The organism is Vibrio amylolyticus (assembly GCF_023145695.1).
Classification (GTDB): Bacteria; Pseudomonadota; Gammaproteobacteria; order Enterobacterales; family Vibrionaceae; genus Vibrio; species Vibrio amylolyticus.
Genome location: NZ_JAJHVV010000012.1, coordinates 12,040 through 32,036, shown reverse-complemented (window position 1 = coordinate 32,036; position 19,997 = coordinate 12,040). Strand labels below are relative to the sequence as shown.

Genomic DNA, 19,997 nt, shown 5'->3' with positions numbered 1-19,997 from the left:
TGAAACTAATGCTTTATTTTTTAAAACTTAAACCTAAAAATGGGCGTTGCATTCAATAAATAGCTTTGACTTAGAGTGAACTAATAATGAAAAAGAATAAAATTGTAACCACTGAGGATATTCTTCTCAAATTGTGCCAATCCGTATCTGGCGTATTAACCTCAGCAACAGACACAAAAATTTCATACTCAGCGATGGTTCAGAAAATCAACAAGACCAGTTTGAAACCAGATTTTGGTTGTTTTGTGTTATTTGACGGTGGCTTCTCTGGTCTTGTCGTTATTAACTTTACTGCTAAAGCCGCATTAGAAGTCTATACCAATTACATGCGCAACATGGGTATGCCAGAAGACGAACTGGCCGTACTACACACTTCAGATGAAGTGGGTGATGTACTTGGTGAGTTAATGAATCAACTGGTCGGCGACTTCACAAATAAGATTCGAAAAGAGCTACAAACCAACATCACTCAAAACCAACCAAAAATGTTAGCGCTAAATAAGCAAGTGATTCTGTCTGTAGATACAAACCTTGATAGACCTCAAGCTCGTCGCGTTACTTTCTCAACAGCAGAAAACAATATTTTCTATCTCGAATTGGCGATGGATAAAACTGAGTTTATTCAATTAGAAGAATTCGAAGTTGCGGAAGATGAGTGCCCTGATTCAATTTTAGAGGCGACACAAAACAACATGGGCAATAAGAAAGAGAAGAACGAAGCGCCAAGCAACGATATCGCAAACGACCTCTTAGACGAACTCGGAATCTAAAATTCACTAACCCATAGAGAGTTTTTACGTAACAGTCACTTGTCGGCTAATGAACCGCATTAGCCGATAACGACTCCCCTCTTATTACCGATGAGTTTCAATCATAAACCTCACTACACGTTAAAATTCTTATTGGTAATTTTGTCAGAGTTATTCTGTTTTCAGTCATAAAAAGGTAATATGGCAGACTTTGTAAAAATTGCATCTGCCTTGTTAATTATCGATGAATAAACAAAAAGCTCTAAAGAAAATCGCCAAGTGCTTAGAACTTGGTAACTCAGCAAACGTGAATGAAGCCGCTAACGCCATCAAAATGGCCCATAGCTTAATGCTTAAATATGGTCTGGATAAAGACGATATTGAGTTCATCAAGATGGGGAAAACTCAATCTTCTCACCTACTTCCAGCTAACATCAGTTCCACTTTGCTACGTGTTATTCGTGGGATTAACACGAAATTCGGTGTCGAAGCGGTGTTACTAAACCATAAAGGTCTTAAACGGGTCGAGTTTATTGGTGAAGCAGATAGAGCCATTTTTGCCGCTTTCGCTTTCGATATTATCTACCGAGAAATGAACGAACATACTGGCCAATTTAGAAACAGTTTTTCAGGAAGCGGCACACCTTCTGCTGAAGTCACTCGCCGAGTTAACTCCTTCGTTTCTGGTTGGGTAGAGGGCGCCTTAGAAAAGCTGCCGGTTATTACCCCTGACGATGAGTCCAATAACAAGATTAACAATTATATTGATAAAGAATTTGAAAATATCGATCGTGAAACATTCAAACAACAGTTGAAAGAAGCGATGAAAAACCTAACTGCAGACTATGAAGTTGGATTGAAAAAAGGACGCAAACTTTCGGTAAGCCGCCCAATAGATGGTGCGCAGGCTCCAAAGAAGTTGCGATAGTCCCCTGTATAGATAGAAGTGGCTTTACGCTGCCGGACGACATCAGTAACGATTTATAGATCAAGCACTATTAAATAGCACGACACAGGATAATATCGGCTAATCTTAACTATGAATGAGCGACCATCAGGTTCTATTCATTAATTAACAAAGGGATGTGAAGATTTTGAAATGGTTGTTCTCGCTATCACTATTGGTCCCGACTCTATCCTTTGGGAGTACTATTTCTGAGTTAACTCCGTTAGCCGAACAACATAATGTGCGTGCGCAATTTCAACTGGCAAACCTTTATGAGACCTCTTCGACTCAACAAGATTACGAGCAAGCCCTTTATTGGTATTTACAAGCCGCAAAGCAAGAGCATGTTCAATCTCAATTCTCTTTAGCCACTCTCTATTTAAAAGGTTTAGGTGTAGAGCCAGACCTCTCTCAAGCACTCTATTGGTTAACGAAGCTGTCTCTAGAGGGAAACATTGATGCTCAAGTCGCTATCGCGACTATCTACGAAAAAACACAAGAGAAACCGAACAATCTTGATATGGCCGAGCTTTGGTACTTGATCGCTCAACCACATAGTGAAATGGCCGACATTGGATATAGCCGAGTATTAGAAGCCAAGTTTAATCAGCGTAAAGCCCAACAAGTCTCATCACTTGATCAACTCGATATCGCTTTTGAACCAGGTAACCAAGGTTTCGATAGCACTAGTTCCAACGTCAGTTCTAAGCCATCATCAACAGCTCATCAAGCTTACTCAAACCAGCTGTTTGTTGTCATATTCATCGTTATTTCTGCTTTAATTTCACTGTTCGTAAAGCGCCGTAAAAACTCGAAGATTCTAACCGAAAAAGGTCATTCCGAAACATTAGCTGAAACCGTTCAAAGCCAAGCTAAGACGATTAAGCAGCAAAAACGTCAAATGGAAACCCTGTTCAAGCAAGTAAAACGGCTGCAACAGCCAAATCAACCAAATCAACCAAATCCACAAGAACAAAAATTAGCGATAGCATGTGCTATTTTTGGTTTCCAACCTAAGCAACTACCCGATCAAAAGAAAATTAAAACTCGCTATAAACAACTTTCAAAGGTTTACCATCCAGACTTAAGTGGAAGTGAAGACGAGATGAAGCGGCTTAATAACGCGTTGAAGATTATTTCAACCAATCTAAAACAAAAATAGCAAATGATCATAATATGTTAAATATCATTTCAGAATGTAAACCGCCCCATAACTCCCAACCAATAAGCTTGCGCAAGCGATTACGCTCTCACTAAAGTAACAAACAATTAACTTATCCTACTTAGGTATGTCATAATGCCAGTGGAAGATAGATATCGAAACTAACCCTATAGGGAGAAATGAATGTTTAGCACAGAAGGTACTTGTGACTGGTGTAAAAAACCAAGTGTACTCACTCAACTTAACTATATTGACGGTAAATCAAACCACTCTTGCGAAGATTGTATTGAACTCGCTACGTTAGACGTCCGCCAATTTAATATCGCTGAACAACGTCAGATGGAACGTCAAAGCGTTCACTGCTGATAACTATCTAACACACTTCCCAAATATAAAAGGCCGCTTTCAAAGCGGTTTTTTTGTGCCTCGACTTTCTACTGTTGCTCTTATCTGGTTCATAAACACTCGAATTAACCAATACAGTTCACATTTTGTTCGAATTTCATTCATTTTCTACTTGATCCTTATCCAAAATAAAACTACTGTATAGGCATACAGTATGTATAAAAGGACAGGACATGTTGCAACTTAGAACTAATCAGTACTCAAAATACAACACACTTGCGCAGCCAACAGCAGCGATGAACATTGACGATTCAGTGATGTCCCGATTGTCAGGGTTATCTCATAGTCATCAGTGGATTCTGTTTACTTCTGATTGTCCTCGTCCTGATTTTAATCAGTTCTCTTCTTCAAAAGTGAGCTGTAATAAAATCATTCATATGAAGCCTTCTCAATCAATGTCTGAATTAGAAACCGTAACCAAAGCGATAAAGTCAGGTAATGCCTGTGCAATTGTCGCTTCAAACAACATCGATCAGGTTAATCAAGCACTACTAAAAACATTAGCATCACACCATGAATGTGAAGTATTTTTCGTTGAAGGCAGAGGTCAAAAGTACCATTAATAAGGTCAACGTCTTTTCACACTCTTTACGCCTCACTTGTTGAGGCTTTTTTATTTCCCCTCTTATATATTCAATGTATGAAATCAAAAGGCAAACGTTTGCTTTTTAAGTGGCGAGTCACAAAAGTTCTGGTATGATGCTCAGCATATTCACTGTCTAAGTCATCTCATTTAGTCGGCTTAGACACTTTCTCAATTCGACGTTTAATAAAAGTAGGAATGTCTAATGAGCACTGCTGATCAAGTCTTAGCCGTTAATGACGATTTACCAATCCGTACCAACAAACCTGTTCACAGCGGTAAAGTCCGCTCTGTGTATTGGTTAACTGAAGATGACAGTAAGCGTCTTATTCAGGAGAAAGGTTACGATGTCGCTTCTGATGCTCCGCTGGCTATCATGGTGATCAGCGATCGTATATCCGCTTTCGATTGTATTTGGCATGCAGAAGGTGGGCTAAAAGGCGTTCCTGGCAAAGGTGCTGCTCTAAACGCCATCTCTAATCATTGGTTTGATCTGTTTAAAAAGAACAATCTCGCAGACAGCCACATACTTGATATCCCACACCCATTTGTATGGATTGTACAAAAAGCTAAACCAGTGATGATTGAAGCAATCTGCCGAAACTACATCACTGGCTCTATGTGGCGTGCTTATGAGAAAGGCGAACGTGAGTTTTGCGGCATCGAACTACCAGAAGGATTAGAGAAAGATAAAGTATTACCTGAACTTCTGATCACCCCTTCTACAAAAGGCATTTTAAAAGGAATCCCTGGCGTTCCAGAAGCGGATGACGTGAATATTTCTCGTAAGAATATTGAAGAAAACTTCAGTGCGTTCAATTTCACCAAAGCAGAAGATATTAATAAATATGAAACTCTGCTTAAAGAAGGTTTTGGCGTTATCAGTAAAGCACTTGCGGAAGTTGATCAAACCTTTGTTGATACTAAATTTGAATTTGGTTACGTCAACGATGCAGCGGGGAATGAAAAGCTTATCTACATGGATGAAGTGGGTACACCTGACTCTTCACGTATATGGGATACTAAAGAATACCAAGCGGGTAATATCGTTGAAAACTCAAAAGAAGGCTTTAGACAGTTTCTTTTAAATCATTTTCCTGATCCTGATATTCTTCTTAACAAAGAGAGAATGCCCGAGCGTGAAGCGCTTGCACGAGACAATGCCTTACCTCATGAAGCACTCATGGATATATCTAGAACGTATATCAGTATCGCTGAAAAAATCACAGGTAACGCTATTCACCTAAGTGAAAATCCAAAGCAAGAGATCATTGATGTACTGCGTAACGACTACGGATTAATTGATTGATCTTAGGAAATTATGGCTACTGTTAGCTTCATTTGTTAAATAAAAAGCGCCAGTTTAAAACTGGCGCTTTTTTGTTATCACATTTTCGATTAAGGGCGCTTATAGTTTAAAGCGGCCTATCTCTTTTTGTAGTTCTTCAGACAGCTGCGAAAGCTCTGATGCTTGTGCGGCTGCTTGCTGAGACTCTGATGAGAGTTCATTTGAAACATCACGAATACCGATCGTATTTCGAGATATTTCCGATGTTACCGTCGCTTGCTCTTCTGCTGCAGAGGCAATTTGCGTTGCCATGTCGTTAATCAAACGCACTGAGTTTTGAATCTGATCTAGGCTTACCGCTGCTAAGTTTGCGTCTTCAACACTCGTCACCGCCAATTCTCGGCTGTGGTTCATTATGCTAACGGCTTTAACGGTTGTCGTTTGCAACGTATCAATCATCGTTTGTATTTCTGTTGTTGACGCATGGGTACGTTGACTTAAAACACGGACTTCATCGGCAACGACTGCAAAGCCTCGCCCTTGCTCTCCTGCACGAGCTGCTTCAATCGCTGCATTTAATGCGAGTAGATTGGTTTGCTCCGCTACGCCTTGAATCGTCGCGATAATTGAGTTGATACTATTTGCATGAAGCTCAAGCTCTTTCATGATTTCTGTTGCTGACTGAACCTCTGCCTCAAGGCTGTTAATGGACTTATGAGTTTGAGTCACTCGATCCGTACCATGAACACAGGCAATAACAGCTTGATCAGATTGTTGAGCTGTATTCTCTGCATTCCCTGCCACTTCTTGCGTTGCTGCACCCATTTCATCAATTGCCGTCGCGACCATATTGATATCGTCTTGCTGTGACACAATACGCTGACTACGAACTTCAGATTGAGAAAGTGTGATTCTTGCTTGGTTCGATAGAGAGCAAGAAACATTGTTCAGCTTACTGACAACACCATGCATATTTTCCACGAACAGATTAAAGTCATTCGCGATTCTTCCAACTTCATCATCATAACGAGGTGTAATGCGCTGAGTTAAGTCGGCCTCACCACTTGCGATATTTTTCATCGCGTCTGACACTCGAGTAAGGTCTTTAAATAAGAAATTAACTAAGACCGATATCACGAACGCGACAAAAAGAGTCACTGTTAAAGCCGTGAATGCTAAGCTCTTCAATAGCGAAATATTTCCCGCCGCTTCGGTCTCATAGTCCATAACAATTGAAAGTATCCAACTTGTCCCAGCTACTCGATAGAAATAAACAAGCTTCTCTTTGCCATTTTCAAAGATTCTTTCTACTTGATTATTTCGAATCGCACTCTCTACGAATGGCATAGAAAGAATCGGTGATAATCGGTCTATCGATTTCAGCGTTAGGCTTTTATCTGGGTGTACTAAGAAAGTCCCATCTACAGACTCAATCAACATCGCGTAAGAATTCAAACCTACATCAAGATTGATTACATCCGAGACTAATTGATCTAATAGAACGTCTGCGCCAACCACACCTTTTAATTGTGAACCTGAATAAAGAGGCTCTGCGATCGTAACGAGTAACTCATTCGTAATCGCATCTTGATAAGCCGTTGTTACAATCTGTTGATTCGCAATAAGCGCGTCTTTATACCAAGGACGCTCTCTAGGATCGTACCCTGCTCTATTACGCTCAGGATGAGAGCGAAGCATTTCACCCTCAACCGTACCAAAGAAGATATCATCAAAACCACCAGAGACTCTAGCTTGCTTCAAGAATGGCACAACGTCTGACTGACTGCTGTTATCATTAAACGCAGAAGCAATATTTTTGCGGATATCCACCCATTCAGAAATACCTTCTGATGCCGTTGCTGCAATACTTTCCGACCGAGAATAGATATTCGAGGACGTTTCATTAAGGAGTTTTACTCCCGATAGCGTTGTTAGAATAACCGCCATCAAAACCACCGCTGCAATACTGCTTGCTGTGAGCTTTTGCTTTAGAGTTAATTTCATATCTTCTTTCATTTCAATAAAATAATGCGAGATAGTACAGATTACTTGCGGTAGATTCATTAAGTTAGATCAATAATGTTATCTCTGCGGTGTAGTTATAAATTGACATCGGTTTTATTTAATTTTTACAGATTTAAGGCGCTCTAAAACGAGCAAACTTTCGCCAGTTGCTGTTTTTCTATCTATGGCAAGATCGGCGTTAACGAATAAAATCGTGTACTATATAAAAAACACTTAATGGATTCACATAATGGAAGCTGAACTACTTGAGATTCAAAACTTTTTGTCCCAACGACCTCCATTTGATGACCTACCTGAAGATGTCTTAGAGCACGTCACAAAGCACATTGAAATCTCCTACTACCGTCAAGGCACACCAATCATCCATTTTGGGGACAACATCAATGACTTATATATTGTCCGTAGTGGCATTGTGGAAGTTTATCGGCGTAAGGGCGAGCTATATAACCGTATTGATGAGGGAGCGCTGTTTGGCCAAATGGGGCTACTCACCAATAATAAAGTGAAGCTTCCTGCTAAGGCGATCGAAGATACTCTACTCTATTGCCTACCAGATAAAATATTCCAAGAACTCTATGACAATCATGACTCGTTTGCCGACTTTGTCGAAGTGGAAGATAACGCCCGTTTAAGACAAACGGTTTCTAACACTGAAGACGAAAATGATCTTACAACCTGTAAAGTAAGAACACTTCTAACCCGTGATGTACTCTTTATTGCAGGTACTGAGACGATTCAGCAAGCGGCAATTAAAATGGCTGAAGAGAACGTTTCATCTTTATTGATCATTGATCAAAATAAGCTCGATGATGACGAAAATGACGATAGCCCTGTGCTAGGCATCATTACTGACCGAGATTTGTGTACCCGAGTGATTGCTGACGGATTAGACCCGAGTGATGATGTGGCAAGTGTCATGACCACCGAAGTCATTTCACTCGATCATAACGCTTACGTTTATGAAGCGATGTTGACGATGCTTCGTTATAACGTTCATCACTTACCTGTATTAAAAGACAGGCAGCCGATTGGTATTATCGAAGCCACTGATATCGTTCGTTATGAATCGCAGAACTCACTCCTTCTGGTAAGCAGTATTTTCCAGCAACAATCGATAGAAGAGTTAGTACAGGTTTCGGAACAAGTAAAAGACAGTTTTGTCCGTTTGGTTAACGAAGATGCCAACTCCCACATGGTGGGTACCGCGATGTCGGTAATTGGTCGAAGCTTTAAGCAGCGTATCATTGAACTCGCAGAGCAAGAAATTGGTCCAGCTCCAATTCAATACTGTTTTCTAGCCTTAGGGTCAATGGGACGTGACGAACAACTGATCGTAACCGATCAGGATAACGCCATTATTCTCGATGACAGCTACGTTCCAGAAAAACATAACGCTTACTTTGAAAAGCTCTCTAAATTTGTGTGCGAAGGGTTAGCTAAGTGTGGCTATACCTTATGTACCGGCGATATCATGGCGACAAATCCAGAATGGCGTATGACTCGCAGAGAATGGGAAGCTTGCTTCTCAGACTGGATCGATGATCCAAACCCGAAAGCACTGCTAAACTCCTCCATTTTCTTCGATTTAGATGGAGTGTATGGTCGTCTAAAATGGGCAGAACAGCTGAATAGCTTTATTGTTCGAAGAGCGAGAAAGAACAATCGTTTTCTGGCATGCCTCGCCCGTAATGCGCTTAATCGCACACCGCCTCTGGGCTTTTTCCAAGATTTTGTTATGGAAAAAGACGGTCGTCATAACAACTCAATCAACCTTAAACGTCGAGGTACTGCACCTCTAGCCGATCTCGTACGCGTGCATGCACTTGCCGTTGGCTCTCGCTCAAGAAATTCGTTTGAACGCTTAGATGACATTATCGATGCTGGAATATTGCCAAAAGGTCGAGCACAAGATCTTCGAGATGCGATGGAATTTATTTCCATGGTGCGAATTCGCCACCAAGCCTTAGATGTAGAAAATGAAATAGAACCGGATAACAATATTGAGCCGGAAAACTTATCTGATTTTGAGCGCCGTAACTTAAAGGATGCGTTTCAAATACTGAGTAACGCGCAGAATTTCCTGAAGTTCCGCTATCAAGCAAACAACAGCTTTAAGTAGGGTTTCACTATGAGTTATTTTGTCGGAAAACCAACGATTGATTGGACGCTAAAGTTAAGTAAACAATTAGCGCAGGCTAAGCATCCTGTTTTGAAACGCTTCTATGAGCAGCCTATTCCTGAAGGTACGAGCTCAATGAGTGAGGTCGAATTTCTTGCCGTGGATTTCGAAACGACAGGATTAGACCCGAAAAAAGACGATATCATTACCGTTGGTTTAGTGCCGTTTACGCTGAACCGAATCTATTTGAACCGAGCAAGGCATTGGACAGTTAGGCCACGAAAACAACTTAACGACGACTCGATTGTTATTCATGGCATCACTCATAATGATATTATCGATGCGCCAGACTTAACTGAGGTTGTAGAAGAAATTCTCGATTGCATAGCCGGAAATATTTTGGTTGTTCATTACAATCGTATTGAGCGAGAGTTTTTAGATAAGGCGCTAAGATCCCGATTTAATGAGGGAATTCAATTCCCTGTCATTGACACTATGCATATTGAATCGAATATTCAAGCTCTATGGGCTGGAGGGTTCTGGAATATGCTTAAAGGTAAAAAACCACAATCAGTAAGACTGGGTAAAAGCCGCGAACGCTACGGACTTCCCCCTTACACACCGCACCACGCGTTGACAGACGCCATTGCAACAGCTGAGCTACTACAAGCTCAAATCGCCTACCATTATGATGCGAAACAACCTATTCGTGATTTTTGGTTGTAACCATTCAACGAACAGTGACTAAAAACAAAAAACTCTAGCTAAAAAGCTAGAGTTTTTATTATATTACCAATTTTACGCTGACTAGCGGTTAAAGCGCTCGGTGCGCATACCCATCAGTAAGCTAACACACATCAATAATAGAATAATAACGAACGGTAGTGCTGTCGAGATAGCCCCCGCTTGAAGTGCCTGTACCGCTTCTGTTCCACCAATCCACAGAAGTGCAACCGCGATGGCACCTTCCATAAAGGCCCAGAAAACACGTTGCAACACAGGAGCATCAACTTTACCACCAGCGGTAATGCTATCAATGACCAGTGAGCCTGAGTCTGAAGAGGTGATAAAGAACACCAATACAAGAATTATGGCAATTACTGATAACAGTGAGCCTAGCGGTAACAAATCAAACATCTGGAACATCGCTAGTGACACATCCGTCAAACCTTCTGTGCCTAGTGCTCCAACACCTTCTTTCACTTGCTCAATGGCCATGCCACCAAACGTTGACATCCAAAGTACTGTGAACGCTGTCGGAACAAGTAGTACGGCAGTTAAGAATTCTCGAACGGTACGACCACGTGAGACACGCGCAATGAACATACCAACGAATGGCGACCAAGATACCCACCAAGCCCAGTAGAATACCGTCCAACCTTGGAACCACGCTTCATCTTCACGACCATGTGGATTACTCAAAGGAATAATATTCTCAACATAAGCTGAAATCGTTGTTGGAATAGATCCAAGTGTTACCGCGTAGCCAATCAAACCAACTAAGACAAGCAGAACAATAGCAACCAGCATGTTGATGTTACTGATCACTTTAACACCACCATCGATACCACGTAGAACCGATACGACAGCCAATAAAGTTACGATAGTAATAACAATAATTTGAAGTGTAAGGCCGGTATCAACGCCAAATACATGGTGGATACCACTCGCAGCTTGTTGTGCGCCCAGACCCAATGATGTCGCCAGACCAAACAGAGTGGCCAATACCGCAAGGATATCAACGATATGTCCTGCCCAGCCCCAGGCTCTATCACCTAAGATTGGATAGAAAATCGAACGAATCGAAAGTGGAAGGCCTTTGTTGTAGGCAAAGAACGCCAATGATAAGGCAACGACACTATAAATAGCCCAAGGGTGTAGACCCCAGTGATACATCGTTGCACCCATCGCTAACTTTGCAGCTTCAGGCGTATTAGCAGCGACATTCAAAGGCGTTTCATACCAACCAGTGAAGTAAGCAACAGGTTCTGCCACACTCCAGAACATCAGGCCAATACCCATACCTGCAGCAAACAGCATTGAGAACCAGGATACTAATGAGTAATCTGCTGTTGCATCATCACCACCTAGGCGAATTTTACCAAACGGGGAAACAATGAGAGCTAAACAAAATAGTACAAAGATGTTACCAGACCAAATAAATAGCCAGTCGAATGCACCAATAATTTTCCACTTTACGCCATCGAGAGCACTTTTTGCGGTTTCTACATCTGAGATTAATACCGCAACTAAAAATAGTGCAATTAAACCCGCGCTGATCCCGAATACTGGATTATGTACATCAAATCCCCATTTTTGGACGTTATCTTGCCCAACGGTGTAGTCAGTACTGTCGATACTGTACTTATCAATCCCTTTAGTCATCATTCCTCTCTTAAGCTTGACTTGTAGCCGTTTAAATTACGACCAGTAAAAATCACCAAAATATCTTTTTAATGGTTTCTAGTGGTGATAATTCATTTCGTTTATCTAAAGTGTGCTTACTCAATATAACAAACTGTAACACATATAATTTGACGTAATTTTACTACAAAACACAGGCCTATCTTAGGTTAAAGCTCTATTAATTTCTTTATTTCAAACATTTAACGATAAAAAATACAATTGCTTATGTAATTCTAGACGGTTACTTCCCTATCAGCAGCGATGATCACATGGCGCAACAGACACATGATTAAGGAGAGCTTAAACTGATTGGTTCGAAGTGAGACTATACAAATGACAGCTAAAAAAAAACCGAGCCATAAGCTCGGTCTTTAGAATATTGTTACCTGACTAACGATTATTTGTCATCAGACTCAGCATTAGATTGGTTCGAATCATCAGATGATTTTTCTTCTGAAGTGTTGCTGTCAACTGAAGTCGCATTCGCTTCCGAGCTTTCTTCAGACTGTTCATCATCCAAAATTTCAGCTTCTTCGACTTCATCAATACGTTGAAGACCCACTACATTCTCATCATCCGCAGTGCGAATTAGAGTAACACCTTGAGTATTACGACCCACTTGGCTGACTTCAGATACACGAGTACGAACAAGCGTACCAGCATCTGTAATCATCATCATCTCATCGCCTTCTTCAACTTGAACAGCACCAACTACTGGGCCATTACGGTCTGAGACTTTGATTGAAACCACACCCTGAGTCGCACGACCTTTCGTTGGGTATTCCGCTAATTCAGTACGCTTACCGTAACCGTTTTCAGTTACTGTTAAGATTTCGCCTTCGTTAGATGGAACAATCAATGAAACAACTTGATCGTCTTCGCCAAGTTTCATACCGCGAACACCTGCTGCTGTGCGTCCCATAGCACGAACTTTGTCTTCGCTAAAGCGAACTACTTTACCCGCTTTAGAGAACAGCATAATGTCGCTGTCGCCGTTAGTGATATCAACACCAATCAATGAGTCTTCATCACGAAGGTTCACTGCAATTAAGCCGTTAGCACGTACGTTTGCGAATTGGTCTAGTGATGTTTTCTTCACCGTACCGTCACCCGTAGCCATGAAGATGTACTTCTCAGGGCTGAACTCAGAGACAGGTAGAATGGCAGTAATACGCTCATTCTCTTCAAGAGGAAGAACGTTAACAATTGGCTTACCACGAGCAGTACGACTTGCAAGAGGCAGTTGATATACCTTCAAGCGATATGTCTTACCACGAGTAGAGAAACATAAGATGTTGTCATGAGTATTCGCAACAAGCAGACGCTCGATGTAATCCTCTTCTTTCATCTTAGTTGCACTCTTACCTTTACCACCACGGCGCTGTGCTTCGTAGTCGCTTAGCAGTTGGTACTTCACGTAACCTTCATGAGAAAGTGTTACTACAACGTCTTCACGTGCAATAAGCTCTTCCATATCGATATCGTGGATTGCCGCAGTAATTTCTGTACGACGTGCATCACCAAAGTTTTCTCTTACTAGCTCTAGCTCTTCACGGATAACTTCCATCAAGCGCTCTGTACTAGCAAGAATATGCATTAGCTCAGCAATTTCTTCTAGCAGTGCTTTGTATTCGTCTAGAATCTTCTCGTGTTCAAGGCCAGTTAGGCGGTGAAGACGAAGTTCTAGAATCGCTTGTGCTTGCGTTTCCGTTAGGAAATATTGACCATCACGGATACCGTACTCATCTTCAAGCCAATCTGGGCGAGCTGCATCAGTACCAGCACGCTCAAGCATCGACGCAACATTACCTAAATCCCAACCGCGAGCAACAAGGCCAGCTTTCGCATCTGCCGGTGTTGGTGCGTTTTTGATGAGTTCGATAATTTCGTCAATGTTCGCAAGTGCAAGAGAAAGCGCTTCTAATATGTGTGCACGGTCGCGCGCTTTTCTTAGTTCGAAAATAGTACGACGAGTCACCACTTCACGACGGTGATCAACAAAGCACTTCAACATATCTTTTAGGTTGAATAGCTGTGGTTGACCATTGTTTAGCGCAACCATGTTGACGCCAAATGTCGTTTGAAGTTGAGTCTGAGAGTAAAGATTGTTTAGTACAACTTCACCAACAGCATCACGCTTACATTCAATAACAATACGCATCCCGTCTTTGTCTGACTCGTCACGCAGTGCACTGATGCCTTCAACTTTCTTATCCTTAACAAGCTCAGCGATTTTCTCAATCAAACGAGCTTTGTTTACTTGATACGGGATTTCAGTAACGATAATTGTTTCTTTACCGTTCTTCTCCGTTTCAATGTCCGCTTTAGAGCGCATGTAGACTTTGCCGCGACCAGTCTTATATGCATCTACAATGCCCTTACGGCCACTGATTAACGCTGCTGTCGGGAAGTCTGGACCAGGAATGTAGTCCATCAGTTCATCAATAGTGATATCTTCATTATTAATGAACGCTAGGCAGCCATCGATTACTTCCGTCAAGTTATGCGGAGGAATGTTGGTTGCCATACCTACTGCGATACCAGAAGCACCATTAACCAGTAAGTTAGGAATCTTGGTTGGGAGAACTGCAGGGATCTGCTCAGTACCATCATAGTTAGGTACGTAGTCCACTGTCTCTTTATCAAGGTCAGCCAATAGTTCATGGGCAATTTTTGCCATACGAACTTCGGTATAACGCATCGCCGCCGCTGAATCGCCATCGATAGAACCAAAGTTACCTTGGCCATCAACTAGCATATAGCGTAGTGAGAACGGTTGAGCCATACGAACAATCGTGTCGTATACTGCGCTATCACCGTGTGGGTGATATTTACCGATTACGTCACCTACCACACGGGCAGATTTTTTATATGATTTATTCCAATCATTACCAAGTACATTCATCGCGAATAATACGCGGCGGTGTACTGGTTTCAGGCCATCACGCACATCAGGAAGAGCACGACCCACGATGACTGACATCGCGTAGTCAAGGTATGAACCTCGAAGCTCATCTTCTATGTTTACCGGCGTGATCTCTTTAGCTAGATCGCTCATAGAGCCATTATCCCTCTATATTTTGATCGTATATTTATACGTACAAGGTCGGAAAATATAACACACTATTTGCCTCTTCGGCATCTCTTTCCCTTACCTTTTACCATGTTGTGAGCTTGGTTGTGAATCAAGTGACGATAATTTGCACAGTTAAACTATACCCGATTGATTATCGGTCAAAAATCACTCATTCATAGGCAAAAATAGGAGAAGTTATAGTCTCTTCTTTATATGTGGTTATAATGCGGAATCAGTGTATAGGATTACCAAGTACGGATATCAGATGACAAATCAAAATGTAGACCCAAACGAAATCAAGAAATTTGAAGACATGGCTTCACGATGGTGGGATTTGGACGGTGAATTTAAACCACTCCACCAAATCAACCCGCTTCGTCTCAACTATGTTCTCGAAAAAGCAAACGGTCTTTTTGGTAAAGTCGTCTTAGATGTTGGTTGTGGTGGGGGAATCCTGGCTGAGAGCATGGCGAAAGAAGGCGCAACCGTAACCGGACTTGATATGGGTAAAGAACCGTTAGAAGTCGCCCGCCTGCATGCATTAGAAACAGGCACTACACTCTCTTACATACAAAGTACCATTGAAGAGCATGCTCTAGATAATGCCCAAAAATACGATGTCGTAACCTGTATGGAGATGCTAGAGCACGTACCAGACCCTCTTTCTGTTATTCAATCATGTGCCAAACTAGTAAAGCCTAACGGTCACGTATTTTTCTCGACGCTGAACCGTAATTTTAAGTCTTACCTATTCGCTATTGTCGGTGCAGAAAAGCTACTTAAAATCGTGCCAGAAGGGACTCATCATCACGATAAGTTCATTCGCCCTTCTGAGTTAATAAAAATGGTTGATCAGACAGATCTGGTTGAACAAGGCATCACTGGCCTTCATTACAACCCATTAACAGATAACTATAAACTCGGGGCAAATGTTGATGTTAATTACATCGTTCATACCCAAAATAAAGCGTAAACAAATCTAGTTAGTCAAAACTTTACCCAATCAACTCAACTAAGTGACATTGTATCAGTGTCACTTTTTTCATCGCTTATTGCGCGTGTTTTGTGCGTTAGATTCCATTTCATACAACTCAATTTAATCTCCAGAATTTATTAAAAGATCAAGAGAAATATTTTTGTTTATGGTTACATTTAAACCGATTACAAAACTGTAACTTTTTACAGTCAATTCCAATCTTTCTTCATCGGTAAGTAGTCACTCACTGTTTTTTTTAATTTTGTCAGTTATCCACAAGTCATCCAAGATCTCCACCTTGATAATCCTATCACATAGCACTATCTTGTAACTCGAATGACGAAGCACCCCTATATGTTGTGTTTTGAACTAGAATGAGTAGAGAGAGCTTGATCACAAAGCCGATACAATTTTTTAGTAAACTCGCAAAGAATATAGCTTTCATCAGTTTTGTTAGGGAAAGAATCCAGAATGAATCAACAACTCACTGTCACTAAGCGTGATGGACGTAAAGAAAGTATCGATCTCGAGAAACTACACCGCGTGATCACATGGGCTGCAGAAGGCCTACATAATGTCTCTGTTTCACAGGTAGAACTAAGAGCTCACATTCAGTTCTATGAAGGCATTACTACTTCTGATATCCACGAAACCATCATCAAATCGGCAGCTGATCTAATTTCAGAAGAGACGCCTGATTACCAGTATTTGGCTGCCCGTCTTGCGGTTTTCCATCTACGTAAAAAAGCCTACGGGCAATATGAGCCGCCTAAGCTTTATGATCATGTCTCGCGCCTCGTTGATACAGGTAAATACGATAAGCACCTACTAGAAGATTATACTCAAGCTGAATTTGAAGAGCTTAATAGCTATATTGATCACAAACGTGATTTAGATTTCTCATACGCGGCTGTTAAACAGCTTGAAGGTAAATACTTCGTTCAAAACCGCGTATCTGGTGAAATCTACGAGAGTGCTCAATTTCTTTATATTCTGGTTTCTGCTTGCCTATTCGCAAACTACCCAAAAGAGACGCGCCTTGGTTACATCAAACGTTTCTATGATGCGACATCGACATTCAAGATTTCTCTACCGACACCAATCATGTCTGGTGTACGTACGCCTACTCGTCAATTCAGTTCTTGTGTACTGATCGAGTGTGGTGACAGCCTTGATTCAATCAACGCAACGGCAAGCTCAATTGTTCGTTACGTATCTCAACGTGCTGGTATTGGTATCAACGCAGGTCGCATCCGTGCGCTTGGTTCTGAGATCCGCAATGGTGAAGCGTTCCACACTGGCTGCATCCCTTTCTACAAATACTTCCAAACAGCGGTAAAATGTTGTTCTCAAGGTGGTGTTCGTGGTGGTGCAGCAACCGTATTCTACCCACTCTGGCACGGTGAAGTTCAGTCTCTATTAGTTCTGAAAAACAACCGCGGTGTTGAAGAGAACCGTGTTCGTCACATGGATTACGGCGTGCAGCTGAACAAGCTAATGTACTCTCGCCTTGTGCAAGGTGGTTACATCAGTCTGTTCTCACCATCTGACGTACCTGGCCTATATGATGCGTTCTTTGAAAACCAAGACCGTTTTGAAAAGCTATACGTTAAGTACGAAAACGACCCTTCAGTGAAGCGTGAAACTGTAAAAGCGGTTGAGCTATTCTCTCTGCTAATGCAAGAGCGTGCTTCTACTGGTCGTATCTACATTCAGAACGTTGACCACTGTAATACACATAGCCCGTTTGATTCTGAGGTTGCGCCTGTTCGTCAATCGAACCTATGTCTAGAAATCGCGCTACCTACTAAGCCACTTTCTAACGTAGAAGATGACGAAGGCGAAATCGCACTATGTACACTTTCAGCATTCAACCTTGGCGCAATCAACGAATTAGACGACTTAGCTGAACTTTCTGATCTAGTGGTTCGAGCTCTCGATGCACTACTTGATTACCAAGACTACCCGCTTCCAGCAGCATACAAGTCGACAATGAACCGTCGTACTTTAGGTGTGGGTGTAATCAACTACGCATACTATCTAGCGAAGAATGGTGTTAAGTACTCTGATGGCAGTGCAAATGTCCTCACTCACCGTACTTTTGAAGCGATTCAGTACCACCTACTGAAAGCCTCTGTTGAACTCGCGAAAGAACAAGGCCGTTGTCCTTCTTTCCATGAGACCAACTACGCGAAAGGTTTGCTTCCTATCGATACTTACAAGAAAGATCTCGACCTTGTTTGTGAAGAACCGCTTCATTACGATTGGGATGAGCTGCGTACTGAAATTATGGAGCATGGCCTTCGTAACTCGACATTAACGGCATTAATGCCTTCTGAGACGTCTTCTCAGATCTCTAATGCGACTAACGGTATTGAGCCTCCACGTGGTTACGTGTCAGTAAAAGCATCTAAAGATGGTATTTTGAAGCAGGTTGTGCCTGATTTCATTAACCTAAAAGAGAACTACGAACTGCTTTGGAATATTGGTTCAAATGATGGCTACCTGCATCTGGTTGGTATTATGCAGAAGTTCGTTGATCAAGCTATTTCAGCAAACACTAACTACGACCCAAGTGTTTATGACAGCGGTAAGGTACCAATGAAGAAGCTTCTACAAGACCTTCTAACTGCGTACAAATATGGTGTTAAAACACTGTATTACCATAACACCCGTGACGGTGCTAAGGACGAGCAATCAGGTTCAGTTACTGTTGAAGAAGAAGATTGTGCAGGCGGCGGTTGTAAGATTTAATCGCTACCTATCTAGAACATTACGCAATCGACAACAACACTATGATTTAATGCCCTTCTCTTAGAAGAAGGGTTTTAAAAGGAATTGAGGCATTTATGGCTTACAGTACTTTTTCTCAAACTAAAAATGACCAATTAAAAGAACCAATGTTTCTTGGTCAATCCGTTAACGTTGCACGTTACGACCAACAAAAATTTGAGATTTTTGAAAAACTCATTGAAAAGCAACTTTCATTCTTCTGGCGACCAGAAGAAGTAGACGTATCTAGTGATCGAATCGATTACAACAAGTTACCTGAGCATGAAAAACACATTTTCATCTCAAACCTAAAGTACCAAACTCTACTCGATTCTATTCAAGGTCGCAGCCCTAACGTTGCCCTACTTCCTCTTGTATCTCTTCCTGAAGTAGAAACTTGGATTGAAACTTGGTCATTCTCAGAGACGATTCACTCACGATCTTACACGCATATTATTCGAAATATCGTTAACGACCCAAGTGTCGTGTTTGATGATATTGTTGAGAATGAACACATTCTTAGCCGAGCTAAAGATATCGCTCGTTATTATGATGAACTCATCCAACTAACCAGTGATTACCATCGCTTAGGTGAAGGCACTCATGAGGTAAATGGAGAAACGATTACTGTTACTCTTCATGACCTTAAAAAGAAACTTTACCTTTGTTTGATGTCTGTAAACGCTCTTGAAGCGATTCGATTCTATGTTAGCTTTGCTTGTTCATTTGCCTTTGCAGAGCGTGAGCTTATGGAAGGTAACGCAAAAATCATCAAACTGATTGCTCGTGATGAAGCGTTGCACCTTACGGGTACTCAGCACATGCTGAACATTCTACGTAACGGTCAAGATGACTTCTCCTTCATGCAGATTGCTGAAGAGTGTAAACAAGAGTGTTTCGATCTGTTCAAAGATGCGGCAGAGCAAGAAAAAGAGTGGGCAGAGTACCTATTCAAAGATGGCTCGATGATTGGCCTGAACAAAGACATTCTTTGCCAGTACGTTGAATACATCACAAACGTTCGCATGCAGGCGGTTGGCCTTGGTGTCGCTTACCCAGAAGCAACGTCTAACCCAATCCCTTGGATTAACGCTTGGTTATCATCTGATAATGTTCAAGTGGCACCACAAGAAGCAGAAATCAGCTCTTACTTGGTGGGTCAAATAGATAATGAAGTCAATGCCGACGACTTTGAGGATTTCGAACTGTAATGGCTCAACTAAAAATCAACAAGCTCACTACCATCGAATCTAACGCGTCGAACACGCTATTAGAGTCGCTAGAGTTAGCAGGGCTAGAGCCTGAGTATAATTGTCGAGATGGGCACTGTGGTGCTTGTCGCTGTACATTGGAATCGGGTGAAGTAGAGTTTGTTGGTTTTGCTATGGCCTATACAGATAAGAATGAAATTCTACCTTGTATCTGTAAAGCCAAAAGCAATGTTGAATTATCTAATGTTCGTTACCGACTTAAAGAAAAACGAGCGTAGA

The 19,997-nt window shown here is 41.6% G+C and carries 15 protein-coding genes; 12 read left to right on the top strand and 3 right to left on the bottom strand.

The window, feature by feature from the left end; all coding sequences use genetic code 11:
* The first annotated feature begins 86 nt into the window (after window positions 1-86).
* The 6 genes from KP803_RS17595 (at window position 87) to KP803_RS17570 (ending at window position 5,154) form a co-directional block, all read left to right on the top strand.
* Entirely contained in the window at window positions 87-770 is a 684-nt protein-coding gene (locus KP803_RS17595; RefSeq protein WP_248010178.1) for a DUF3334 family protein, read from the top strand.
* A 223-nt stretch (window positions 771-993) separates the two neighbouring features.
* Entirely contained in the window at window positions 994-1,677 is a 684-nt protein-coding gene (locus KP803_RS17590) for a DUF2786 domain-containing protein (protein WP_248010177.1), read from the top strand.
* A 157-nt stretch (window positions 1,678-1,834) separates the two neighbouring features.
* Window positions 1,835-2,857: a J domain-containing protein gene (locus tag KP803_RS17585; RefSeq protein ID WP_248010176.1), complete on the top strand. Its 1,023-nt coding sequence runs from the start codon at window positions 1,835-1,837 to the stop codon at window positions 2,855-2,857.
* Window positions 2,858-3,040: 183 nt separating this feature from the next.
* Window positions 3,041-3,223 carry a hypothetical protein gene (locus KP803_RS17580; protein WP_248010175.1) on the top strand — a complete coding sequence of 61 codons (183 nt, stop codon included), beginning with the start codon at window positions 3,041-3,043 and terminating at the stop codon, window positions 3,221-3,223.
* Between the two features lie 212 nt (window positions 3,224-3,435).
* On the top strand, window positions 3,436-3,825 hold the full coding sequence (locus KP803_RS17575; protein ID WP_248010174.1) for a hypothetical protein: 390 nt from the start codon (window positions 3,436-3,438) through the stop codon (window positions 3,823-3,825).
* A 225-nt stretch (window positions 3,826-4,050) separates the two neighbouring features.
* Entirely contained in the window at window positions 4,051-5,154 is a 1,104-nt protein-coding gene (locus KP803_RS17570) for a phosphoribosylaminoimidazolesuccinocarboxamide synthase (protein WP_248010173.1), read from the top strand.
* A gap of 99 nt (window positions 5,155-5,253) precedes the next feature.
* Here KP803_RS17570 and KP803_RS17565 read toward each other — a convergent pair whose 3' ends face one another.
* Complete coding sequence (locus KP803_RS17565; RefSeq protein ID WP_248010172.1) at window positions 5,254-7,137, bottom strand: methyl-accepting chemotaxis protein; 1,884 nt, start codon at window positions 7,135-7,137, stop codon at window positions 5,254-5,256.
* Between the two features lie 250 nt (window positions 7,138-7,387).
* On the opposite strand from KP803_RS17565, the gene KP803_RS17560 reads away from it, so the two are divergent.
* Together KP803_RS17560 and KP803_RS17555 are read left to right on the top strand one after the other, a co-directional pair.
* The gene (locus tag KP803_RS17560; RefSeq protein WP_248010171.1) at window positions 7,388-9,277 is read left to right on the top strand and encodes a putative nucleotidyltransferase substrate binding domain-containing protein; all 1,890 of its coding nucleotides are present in this window, start codon (window positions 7,388-7,390) and stop codon (window positions 9,275-9,277) included.
* Between the two features lie 9 nt (window positions 9,278-9,286).
* Entirely contained in the window at window positions 9,287-10,003 is a 717-nt protein-coding gene (locus KP803_RS17555; RefSeq protein WP_248010170.1) for a 3'-5' exonuclease, read from the top strand.
* Between the two features lie 81 nt (window positions 10,004-10,084).
* On the opposite strand, the gene KP803_RS17550 is transcribed toward KP803_RS17555, so the two are convergent.
* Window positions 10,085-11,662, bottom strand: coding sequence for a BCCT family transporter (locus tag KP803_RS17550; protein WP_248010262.1), 1,578 nt, complete (start codon window positions 11,660-11,662; stop codon window positions 10,085-10,087).
* A 418-nt stretch (window positions 11,663-12,080) separates the two neighbouring features.
* Complete coding sequence (gene gyrA / locus KP803_RS17545; protein ID WP_248010169.1) at window positions 12,081-14,741, bottom strand: DNA topoisomerase (ATP-hydrolyzing) subunit A; 2,661 nt, start codon at window positions 14,739-14,741, stop codon at window positions 12,081-12,083.
* Between the two features lie 283 nt (window positions 14,742-15,024).
* On the opposite strand from gyrA, the gene ubiG reads away from it, so the two are divergent.
* The 4 genes from ubiG to yfaE all read left to right on the top strand — a co-directional run bounded on the left by ubiG (window position 15,025) and on the right by yfaE (window position 19,996).
* Window positions 15,025-15,732 (top strand): bifunctional 2-polyprenyl-6-hydroxyphenol methylase/3-demethylubiquinol 3-O-methyltransferase UbiG, encoded by a 708-nt coding sequence (gene ubiG, locus KP803_RS17540; protein ID WP_248010168.1) that lies wholly within the window; start codon window positions 15,025-15,027, stop codon window positions 15,730-15,732.
* Between the two features lie 474 nt (window positions 15,733-16,206).
* Complete coding sequence (gene nrdA, locus KP803_RS17535) at window positions 16,207-18,489, top strand: class 1a ribonucleoside-diphosphate reductase subunit alpha (RefSeq protein ID WP_248010167.1); 2,283 nt, start codon at window positions 16,207-16,209, stop codon at window positions 18,487-18,489.
* A 95-nt stretch (window positions 18,490-18,584) separates the two neighbouring features.
* Window positions 18,585-19,718 (top strand): class Ia ribonucleoside-diphosphate reductase subunit beta, encoded by a 1,134-nt coding sequence (gene nrdB, locus KP803_RS17530; protein WP_248010166.1) that lies wholly within the window; start codon window positions 18,585-18,587, stop codon window positions 19,716-19,718.
* A complete protein-coding gene (gene yfaE, locus KP803_RS17525; RefSeq protein ID WP_248010165.1) occupies window positions 19,718-19,996 on the top strand; it encodes a class I ribonucleotide reductase maintenance protein YfaE in 279 nt (92 codons plus the stop codon). The genes nrdB and yfaE overlap by 1 nt, the downstream gene beginning before the upstream one ends.
* The last annotated feature ends 1 nt before the right edge of the window (window position 19,997 follow it).

Coding starts and splice junctions, on each gene's coding strand:
- KP803_RS17595 (WP_248010178.1), top strand. CDS start 87: ATGAAAAAGAATAAAATTGTAACCACTGAGGATATTCTTCTCAAATTG.
- KP803_RS17590 (WP_248010177.1), top strand. CDS start 994: ATGAATAAACAAAAAGCTCTAAAGAAAATCGCCAAGTGCTTAGAACTT.
- KP803_RS17580 (WP_248010175.1), top strand. CDS start 3,041: ATGTTTAGCACAGAAGGTACTTGTGACTGGTGTAAAAAACCAAGTGTA.
- KP803_RS17575 (WP_248010174.1), top strand. CDS start 3,436: ATGTTGCAACTTAGAACTAATCAGTACTCAAAATACAACACACTTGCG.
- KP803_RS17570 (WP_248010173.1), top strand. CDS start 4,051: ATGAGCACTGCTGATCAAGTCTTAGCCGTTAATGACGATTTACCAATC.
- KP803_RS17565 (WP_248010172.1), bottom strand. CDS start 7,137: ATGAAATTAACTCTAAAGCAAAAGCTCACAGCAAGCAGTATTGCAGCG.
- KP803_RS17560 (WP_248010171.1), top strand. CDS start 7,388: ATGGAAGCTGAACTACTTGAGATTCAAAACTTTTTGTCCCAACGACCT.
- KP803_RS17555 (WP_248010170.1), top strand. CDS start 9,287: ATGAGTTATTTTGTCGGAAAACCAACGATTGATTGGACGCTAAAGTTA.
- KP803_RS17550 (WP_248010262.1), bottom strand. CDS start 11,662: ATGACTAAAGGGATTGATAAGTACAGTATCGACAGTACTGACTACACC.
- gyrA (WP_248010169.1), bottom strand. CDS start 14,741: ATGAGCGATCTAGCTAAAGAGATCACGCCGGTAAACATAGAAGATGAG.
- ubiG (WP_248010168.1), top strand. CDS start 15,025: ATGACAAATCAAAATGTAGACCCAAACGAAATCAAGAAATTTGAAGAC.
- nrdA (WP_248010167.1), top strand. CDS start 16,207: ATGAATCAACAACTCACTGTCACTAAGCGTGATGGACGTAAAGAAAGT.
- nrdB (WP_248010166.1), top strand. CDS start 18,585: ATGGCTTACAGTACTTTTTCTCAAACTAAAAATGACCAATTAAAAGAA.
- yfaE (WP_248010165.1), top strand. CDS start 19,718: ATGGCTCAACTAAAAATCAACAAGCTCACTACCATCGAATCTAACGCG.